7 protein-coding genes are annotated in these 8033 nt (G+C 35.7%); 4 read left to right on the top strand and 3 right to left on the bottom strand.

The features are described 5' to 3' along the window. From ABY905_RS11280 to sufB, 3 genes are all read right to left on the bottom strand, one after another. On the bottom strand, nucleotides 1–1002 hold a 1002-nt coding region (locus ABY905_RS11280; protein ID WP_372643799.1), incomplete at its 3' end, for a SufD family Fe-S cluster assembly protein. A 40-nt stretch (nucleotides 1003–1042) separates the two neighbouring features. Beyond that, nucleotides 1043–1798, bottom strand: coding sequence for a Fe-S cluster assembly ATPase SufC (gene sufC, locus ABY905_RS11285; protein ID WP_372643802.1), 756 nt, complete (start codon nucleotides 1796–1798; stop codon nucleotides 1043–1045). 45 nt (nucleotides 1799–1843) lie between these two features. Continuing rightward, a complete protein-coding gene (gene sufB / locus ABY905_RS11290; RefSeq protein WP_372643805.1) occupies nucleotides 1844–3295 on the bottom strand; it encodes a Fe-S cluster assembly protein SufB in 1452 nt (483 codons plus the stop codon). Nucleotides 3296–3788: 493 nt separating this feature from the next. Between sufB and ABY905_RS11295 the strand changes: the two genes are divergently transcribed. The 4 genes from ABY905_RS11295 to ABY905_RS11310 all read left to right on the top strand — a co-directional run. After that, entirely contained in the window at nucleotides 3789–3992 is a 204-nt protein-coding gene (locus ABY905_RS11295) for a hypothetical protein (RefSeq protein WP_372643807.1), read from the top strand. 549 nt (nucleotides 3993–4541) lie between these two features. Further along, nucleotides 4542–5387: a GLPGLI family protein gene (locus ABY905_RS11300; RefSeq protein WP_372643809.1), complete on the top strand. Its 846-nt coding sequence runs from the start codon at nucleotides 4542–4544 to the stop codon at nucleotides 5385–5387. A 23-nt stretch (nucleotides 5388–5410) separates the two neighbouring features. Continuing rightward, nucleotides 5411–6265 (top strand): GLPGLI family protein, encoded by an 855-nt coding sequence (locus ABY905_RS11305; protein WP_372643812.1) that lies wholly within the window; start codon nucleotides 5411–5413, stop codon nucleotides 6263–6265. 186 nt (nucleotides 6266–6451) lie between these two features. Then, a partial coding sequence (locus tag ABY905_RS11310) for a hypothetical protein (RefSeq protein WP_372643815.1) occupies nucleotides 6452–8033 on the top strand: 1582 nt, incomplete at its 3' end.

The raw sequence follows: 8033 nt of genomic DNA on the forward strand, positions 1-8033 counted from the left end.
AATCTTTCCAGTAAATGCAGCCGTAGCTTCATCGTCCATTACGCCTTTAAAGTGTTCGTTACTCACACAATTAGGTTTAGCATGGTCTGCGAAAGTGAAATTATCAACATGCTGATTACGATCCATCAAATACATACCATATGTATGATTTTCGCAATGCTCGCCATCAAATAAAGTATAATGATTGTTACGAATCATACCTCCATAAAGAGAAAGCGTGTTGGTTAATACATTTGAATTCGCTTCCTGACGGATAAATACCGAATTAAGGATAGTTGCATTCAGATGCTGATTTTGCAATGTATATAAATCGAAAACAGCATTTTTAGCGACATTGATCTCACTTACTGTATTCGATATGTATTTGTTATGTGTTAAGGTATGATCGCAGAAAATTAGTTTTGCCTGAGCATTTTCTTCAATCACAACCAGGTTACGCTGAGTCGCCATTAAATCGCGATCGGAACGTAGTAGGTTAATCACCTGAATAGGTTTTTCAACAACTACATTTTTAGGCACGTAAATAAATACACCATCTTTAGCCAAAGCTGTATTTAGTGCAACTAAACCTTCCTCGTTTGGCTTGGCATATTTCCCATAGTGCTTATTAAAGATTTCGCTATGTTTTTCAGCTGCTTCTTGTAAGCTGCAAACAATAACGCCTTCAGGAATATCAAGTTTTCTATTCTGATTGTAGTACCAACCATTCGAAAGCAGAACCAAATTGGTATCTAACTCAGGAACGTCGCAGTAGAACAACTCATTCAAGTCACCCATTACGGTTCTGTATTGCAAGTCTACCGTGTAAGGATGATCGAATGCAGGAACTAAATTCGTGTACTTGTAATTTTCGTTGGCAAGAGTTGGAACACCAAGCTTTTTGAATTGCTCAAAGGCTTCCACTCTTTTTGTATTCATGAATTTTGAAGACTTGTCGTCAAGAAGAGATTTCCCCTGCTCAAACAAATCAGCAAAATCATTATTTATGGTATCTATAGACATAATGTACAATTATCGATTGGTAATTATAAATTGATAATTACTAATTGTTAACAAGTTCTTCCTTAATCCAGTCGTATCCTTTTTCTTCCAATTCAAGAGCTAACTCTTTACCGGCAGTTTTTACGATACGTCCGTCGAATAATACATGAACTACATCAGGTACAATATAATCAAGCAAACGCTGATAGTGAGTAATCACAATAGTTGAATTCTCAGCTGTTTTCAATTTGTTTACCCCATTGGCTACAATACGAAGCGCATCAATATCCAATCCAGAATCGGTTTCATCCAATACTGCTAACTTAGGTTCAAGCATAGCCATTTGGAAAATCTCATTCTTCTTTTTCTCTCCACCTGAAAAACCTTCATTCACTGAACGATTGGTTAGCTTCGAGTCGATTTCAACCAAAGTCTTTTTATCGCGCATTAATTTCAAGAACTCAGAAGCTTTCAAAGGCTCAAGTCCTTTATACTTGCGATGCTCGTTTACTGCAGTCTTCATGAAATTAACTGTTGACACACCCGGGATTTCAATTGGATACTGAAAGCCCAGAAAGATACCTTCTCTGGCACGATCCTCTGGAGCTAAATCCAATAAGTCCTTGCCTTCAAATGTAACCTCTCCTTTAGTTACATCAAATAATTCACGTCCTGCCAAAACTGCAGCCAATGTACTTTTTCCAGCGCCATTAGGGCCCATGATAGCATGAACTTCTCCTGGCTTTATTTCTAGGTTAATCCCTTTTAGGATTTCTTTACCGTCGATTGATGCGTGTAGATTCTTTATACTTAACATTGTTGTCTTTTTTCCAGTTATCAGTTTTCAATTATCTGTTGTCGATTATCCGACAGAGCCTTCGAGGCTAATTGCTAATAGTTTTTGCGCTTCAACGGCAAATTCCATAGGCATTTTATTTATCACCTCTTTAGCGTAACCATTTACAATTAAGCCAATAGCATCTTCAGTTGAGATACCTCGCTGGTTACAATAAAAGATCTGATCTTCACCAATTTTCGAGGTGGTTGCCTCGTGCTCGACTTTAGCCGATTTATTATGAACTTCCAAATAAGGATAAGTATGTGCACCACACTTATCGCCCAATAGAAGCGAATCACATTGTGAGAAATTTCGAGCGCCTTCGCAGTTCTTCACAACTTTTACCAATCCTCGGTAAGAGTTATTCGATTTTCCTGCTGAAATACCTTTCGAAATGATAGTCGACTTGGTATGATTACCAATATGAATCATCTTAGTACCTGTATCGGCTTGCTGATGATTGTTGGTTACAGCCACCGAATAGAATTCACTAGATGAATGATCACCCAGTAATATTGTAGAAGGGTATTTCCATGTCACTGCTGATCCAGTCTCAACCTGAGCCCACATCAACTTAGCATGAGCGCCCTGACAAATACCACGCTTGGTTACAAAGTTATAAATACCACCAACACCCTCTTTATTTCCCGGGTACCAGTTCTGAACCGTTGAATATTTCACCTCGGCATTCTCCTTTACGATGATCTCAACAATTGCAGCGTGCAATTGGTTTTCATCACGCATAGGTGCAGTACAACCTTCAAGGTAACTTACGTATGAATCATCTTCACATACAATCAAAGTACGTTCAAACTGACCTGTATTTTCCGCATTAATACGGAAATAAGTTGATAATTCCATAGGGCAACGAACGCCTTTAGGAATGTATACGAAAGACCCGTCAGAAAATACAGCTGAATTCAAGGCCGCGAAGAAATTATCGCGATAAGGAACAACGGTTCCCATATACTCCTGAATCAAATCTGGATGATCTTGAACAGCATCACTGAATGAACAGAAAATAACACCCTTCTCAGCCAAAGCTTCTTTAAAGGTTGTTTTCACCGATGATGAATCCATAACCACATCAACCGCGACATTCGAAAGGAGTTTTTGTTCGTCCAAAGGAATCCCAAGCTTTTCAAAAGTGGCACGAATCTCAGGATCTACGTCATCCATACTCTCCAACTTCGCTTTTTGAACGGGAGCTGCATAATAGATGATATCCTGATAGTTGATAGGTGGGATATCTAAGTGAGCCCATTCGGGCATCTTCATAGTCAACCAATGACGGTAAGCTTTCAAACGGAATTCTAACATGAATTCCGGCTCGTTTTTCTTAGCCGAAATCAGACGAACCACATCTTCACTCAAACCCTTTGCAATAGAGTCTGTGTCGATGTCACTCGAAAAGCCATATTTATAATCACTTTGTGTGACTTCATTCAATATTTTATCTTGTTCTTCTTTAGCCATATCTTAAAAAAAGTATCAAGTTGTTAAGTATCAATATTCGAAAACGCTATCACCCTATATCATTAAAATCCTGCCTCTATCTATCGAAGCTTAAAGGGAATGCTTTCGAGAATCAGTTTCACCGAGCTATTACGCTCGACTGAAACCGTTTGAAATTCGCTGCAAATATAAAGAAAGTATTTATATATCTGCATGTAAGATACTCAATAAAACACCACAAAGTCTTTTTCTGTGATGATGTGTGATAAATATGGTAAAAACGAATGAAAAACACAGATAATGAAAGCATCAAAGTTTCACTTCAGTGTTCCCATTCAGTCATCCGATGAATTGTCGAAATAATAAAAATTCATCGGACGACTTTACTTAACCTAAAAAAAATACAACTCACAACCATCTACTTAACATCATTTAACACAAAAACTTAAATTACTTAGGTTACTTTTCTTCGAAAAAGGGAATAAAGGTATAAACCGCCTAATTAACCCATAATATGACCCAAATAGATTTTTTAGAAAGAAGGAAACGATTTATTGAACTGGCACAGAAGAAAGCAACAGGAACACCCAAAGAGCTGGCATTAAAATTCGGTATACAGGAAAGAGTACTGTATCGATTCTTAGATAGCTTAAAAAGTGATGGATTAAAATTCAAATATAGCAGATCTATAGAATCGTATTTTCTCCACGAAGGTTAAAAAAATACTCCACCAACAAACTATAATACTATGTGAACTTCGCCGTTCTAAAAAACAATTTATTTAGAATAGAACAAACGAGTAAATCGATGAACCCAACAAAACTCCCTATTCAACATATCTTATTAGACTTAATTAAAATAAGCTCACTGACGCATACTGTCAGCGAGCTTACATAATTTAGTGTCCGAGTTAAACAATTTCGCATTTAAAACTCGAAAACCTAAAATCTCGTTCGAGGAGACAAGGGCAAAATTAAAGTAAATTTTATTATTAACACTTAAATTTTGACAAGATGAAAAAGAAAGCCTTAAGTTTTTTAGTTTTTGGATCGTTATAAATAGCAGCTACACCTAAAGTTTCTACTGCTGCTTGTGTTAGCGCAAATTTATCATGTTATAGTGGGTATGTATCCTGTGGTTCAACTACTCACCAAATTGCACAAAACGTTCTAGACGCAGAAGCTGCTATTTGTGGCTAATCATTTCGTATAGAGTTTGGATTAACTTAAATTCAGACTCTATATTTCTAAATTTTAAAACTCTATTTATGAAAAAACTACTTACCACATTATCTATACTACTAACCTGCAGTATGGCATATTGTCAATCTGAAGTGGATAACCACGAAGCAATTGATATGGCAAAACTTCAATGCACTTATCAGTTTTCTTATCAAATGGACTCTACAAACTCTAAAAGGGTAAGACATGAGAAAATGGTTCTCTTAATAGGAGAGAAGTGTTCTAAATACAAATCTTACAACTCGATAATAACAGATTCCTTAGTAAGAGATTTCGACAAAAGAGGCATTCCTCCTCAAATTGTTGTTTCAGACATGTCTATATTCCCAAAAACTAAATTTAATCATCAGATTTTTAAAAACGATCCTAAAGGTTCAATGAGCGTTTTTGATCGGGTATTTAAAGATAAGTTTGTTTACAATGAGCCTCTAAGTATTTTTAAGTGGGAAATATTGTCAGATACAGCAAACGTTTCTGGATACACCTGTCAAAAAGCGACAACATCGTATAGAGGAAGAAACTATGAAGCTTGGTTTACTACCGAAATACCGATCAGCGATGGTCCCTATAAATTTAACGGCTTACCAGGCTTAATTGTGAAAATTGCTGATACCAAAAAGCACTATGTGTTTGAATTAATATCAGCCACGAAACCTCCTATGGGAACCCTAATATACATACCCACTTACCCAAAAACAATTTGCTCCAGCCGTGAAGGTTTTAGAAAGGCAAAAAATGATGCGAAGCAAGATGTCATTCGCCGCCTTGAAGATATGGGAGGTCATTTTGCTAATCCTGAGGACAGAAAGAAAGCAAAAGAGCGTGCAATGACTAAAGCCAGAAGAACTAATAATCCTATTGAATTGATGTAATCTCTTTTTTAAAGCACTATTAGATGCCAAAAATTAAATCTCAAAATACTAAAACGATATATCGAATATTGCTAATATTGGTCTTAGCCATTACCTGCACCTCGGTTTATTCTCAGAATAAAATTGAAAATCACGAAGCAATTGATACTGCTTATTTAAGCTGCGAATACCTACTAGAATATTCAAAAAATAAAAACGATATCCTTGATAAAAGACGAACAATAATGACCTTGGATATTGGTAATAAATCTTCAAAATTCTATAGTGAAGATTACCAGAAAAAAGACTCAATGTATTATTCTGATGTAAATTATATTCCACCTATGGAAATATTTGCGAATCGTTCAAAGTATATATCTAAAGCTCCATCATATTCCATTTTTAAAAAAATTCCAGAATCAGAAAGCCTAACTTATTGCAGCAAATTAGTTACCGATTATTATAGATATCTAGAAAAGTCAAAATTTGAATGGCAGCTCACTCAAGAAAAAGATACTATTCTTGAGTACCCTTGTTTAAAAGCTACTTGTGAATTTTCTGGAAGAAAATACATTGCCTGGTTCACAACTGAGATTCCTGTTTCCGATGGACCTTGGAAATTTCATGGTACACCAGGTTTAATCCTTTCAGTTGCAGACAGTGAGGGGCATTATTCTTTTCAATGTGTAGGAATCAAACAGATAAAAAATAAAAAAAAGTTGATCCACATTCCGGAACGTGACTATATGGATTGTAAAAAACGAAAATTCATACAACTCGAAAATAGGTGTTTACAGGATGCCGTAAAATTTATAAATACGACAAGTGAAGTTACAGTTACCCGAATATCTCCACAAAATAAGCCATCGGCTTTTATTTATAACCCAATAGAATTATAAATACAAAATTGCCTAATACTGTCTTATCAATATTATATGTGCAAAATAAAATCAAATCATCTTCGGAAAATACTTTTCAAGTGTTTTCCGATTTTTCTTCTATTCATTTGTCAGATATCAGTAGCAGAAAACCAGATAACAGGTAAAATTGTTAGTACAGATGGTATCTGCCTAGAGAACATACATGTGCTACTTCAAAAAGAAAATGATGGGGGAATTATTGCTTTCGGGATATCAAATAACAAAGGAGAGTACACAATTGGTTTCAAAAGTGACAGAGATTCTATCTTCATCAAAACACAATCTTTGAATTATTCAGGGCAACAATTGTGGCTCACAAATAAAACTCAGGTACAGAATTTCACTTTATTTACCGAAGTTAAAGAATTAAAAGAAGTTAGAATAAAAGCGTCACCTATACGCCAACATGGCGATACGATATCCTATTCGGTGCCTGCTTTTTTAGGAAAAAACGATCAAGTCATTGCCGATGTGATCAATAAATTGCCAGGCTTGGAGGTAGAGTCTGATGGACGAATTTTATATCAGGGAACTCCCATTCGAAAATTTTATATCGAAGGCATGGATCTCCTGGAAGGCAGATACAATTTAGCCAATAATAACCTGCCTGCTGAATCGGTTGCTTCAGTGCAAGTATTAGAAAATCACGAACCCATAAAGCTATTACGAAATATAACATCAACAGATAAGGCTTCATTAAATATTAAGCTCAAACGAAACATAGCCCTGACGGGTAAGGCCAAAATAGGAATGGGAATTAGCCCACTGCTATGGAATGCCAATATTACACCCATGTTATTTAATAAAAAACAACAGCTGATTTGTTCCTATCAAGCCAACAATACGGGTAAGGATGTGGCAACGGATCTAAAGTCTTTTAGTTTCGAAGATTTAATGGATATGCTGGATAATAACACGGAAAAGGAAGAATTGTTGGGTATAAAGAATTTATCCACCCCCAACTTTACTTCTGCACGCTATCTTGATAACAACATCCATTTGCTATCAACCAATTACCTATTAAAGCTGAATAATGATTTACAACTAAGGGTAAACAGTTCGTACCTGAACGATTACCAAAAACACAATGGCGGAAGCAGAAGTGAATACCATTTGGGAAATGACACCATTATTCTTCAGGAAAAAATCAGTAATAGATTAAGCAAACGTTCGCTAATAAATGATTTCACGCTGAGCCGAAATTCAGATCGCAATTACCTCAAAAACACCTTAAAAATACAAGCCTATTGGGATGCACAATTGGGGCGTGTTATTCAAAATACCGATCCTATAAGACAGGATTATCAAAACCCGTTTCAATCTTTTTCCAATAATTTAAAATGGATTAAACCCCTCGGGAAAAAAATGTGGCAGTTTGCCTCTTTTGTATCATACAACAAGGCTCCACAAAGTTTACTTATAAAACCAGGCGTTTACGAAGATATTTTCAATTCAGGTAAAACCTACAATGCCATTTTGCAAGAAGCTAAGAATGAAGAATTGAATTTTAATCATTCAGTAAGTCTGATTAATAAAATCAAAAGGTGGAATTTTACTCACAAAATAGGCTATCAGCATCAGCAAAAAGATTTTGATTCCAGAATGTATCTAAGCGATAATCTGATTGAAACAGATTTAGGTAAAGAGTTCCAAAATCAATTGAACTTCCGTAAAGATAAAATCTATGGCAACGAAAGCATTCAGTACATTACAGAACGCTTTAAGCTATATGCCGATCTGCCCTTAA

It is taken from the genome of Ancylomarina sp., assembly GCF_041555295.1.
Classification (GTDB): domain Bacteria; phylum Bacteroidota; class Bacteroidia; order Bacteroidales; family Marinifilaceae; genus Ancylomarina.

What these genes read in the sequence shown, in the direction of transcription:
- sufC (WP_372643802.1), bottom strand. Translation starts at nt 1,798, where the DNA reads ATGTTAAGTATAAAGAATCTACACGCATCAATCGACGGTAAAGAAATC.
- sufB (WP_372643805.1), bottom strand. Translation starts at nt 3,295, where the DNA reads ATGGCTAAAGAAGAACAAGATAAAATATTGAATGAAGTCACACAAAGT.
- ABY905_RS11295 (WP_372643807.1), top strand. Translation starts at nt 3,789, where the DNA reads ATGACCCAAATAGATTTTTTAGAAAGAAGGAAACGATTTATTGAACTG.
- ABY905_RS11300 (WP_372643809.1), top strand. Translation starts at nt 4,542, where the DNA reads ATGAAAAAACTACTTACCACATTATCTATACTACTAACCTGCAGTATG.
- ABY905_RS11305 (WP_372643812.1), top strand. Translation starts at nt 5,411, where the DNA reads ATGCCAAAAATTAAATCTCAAAATACTAAAACGATATATCGAATATTG.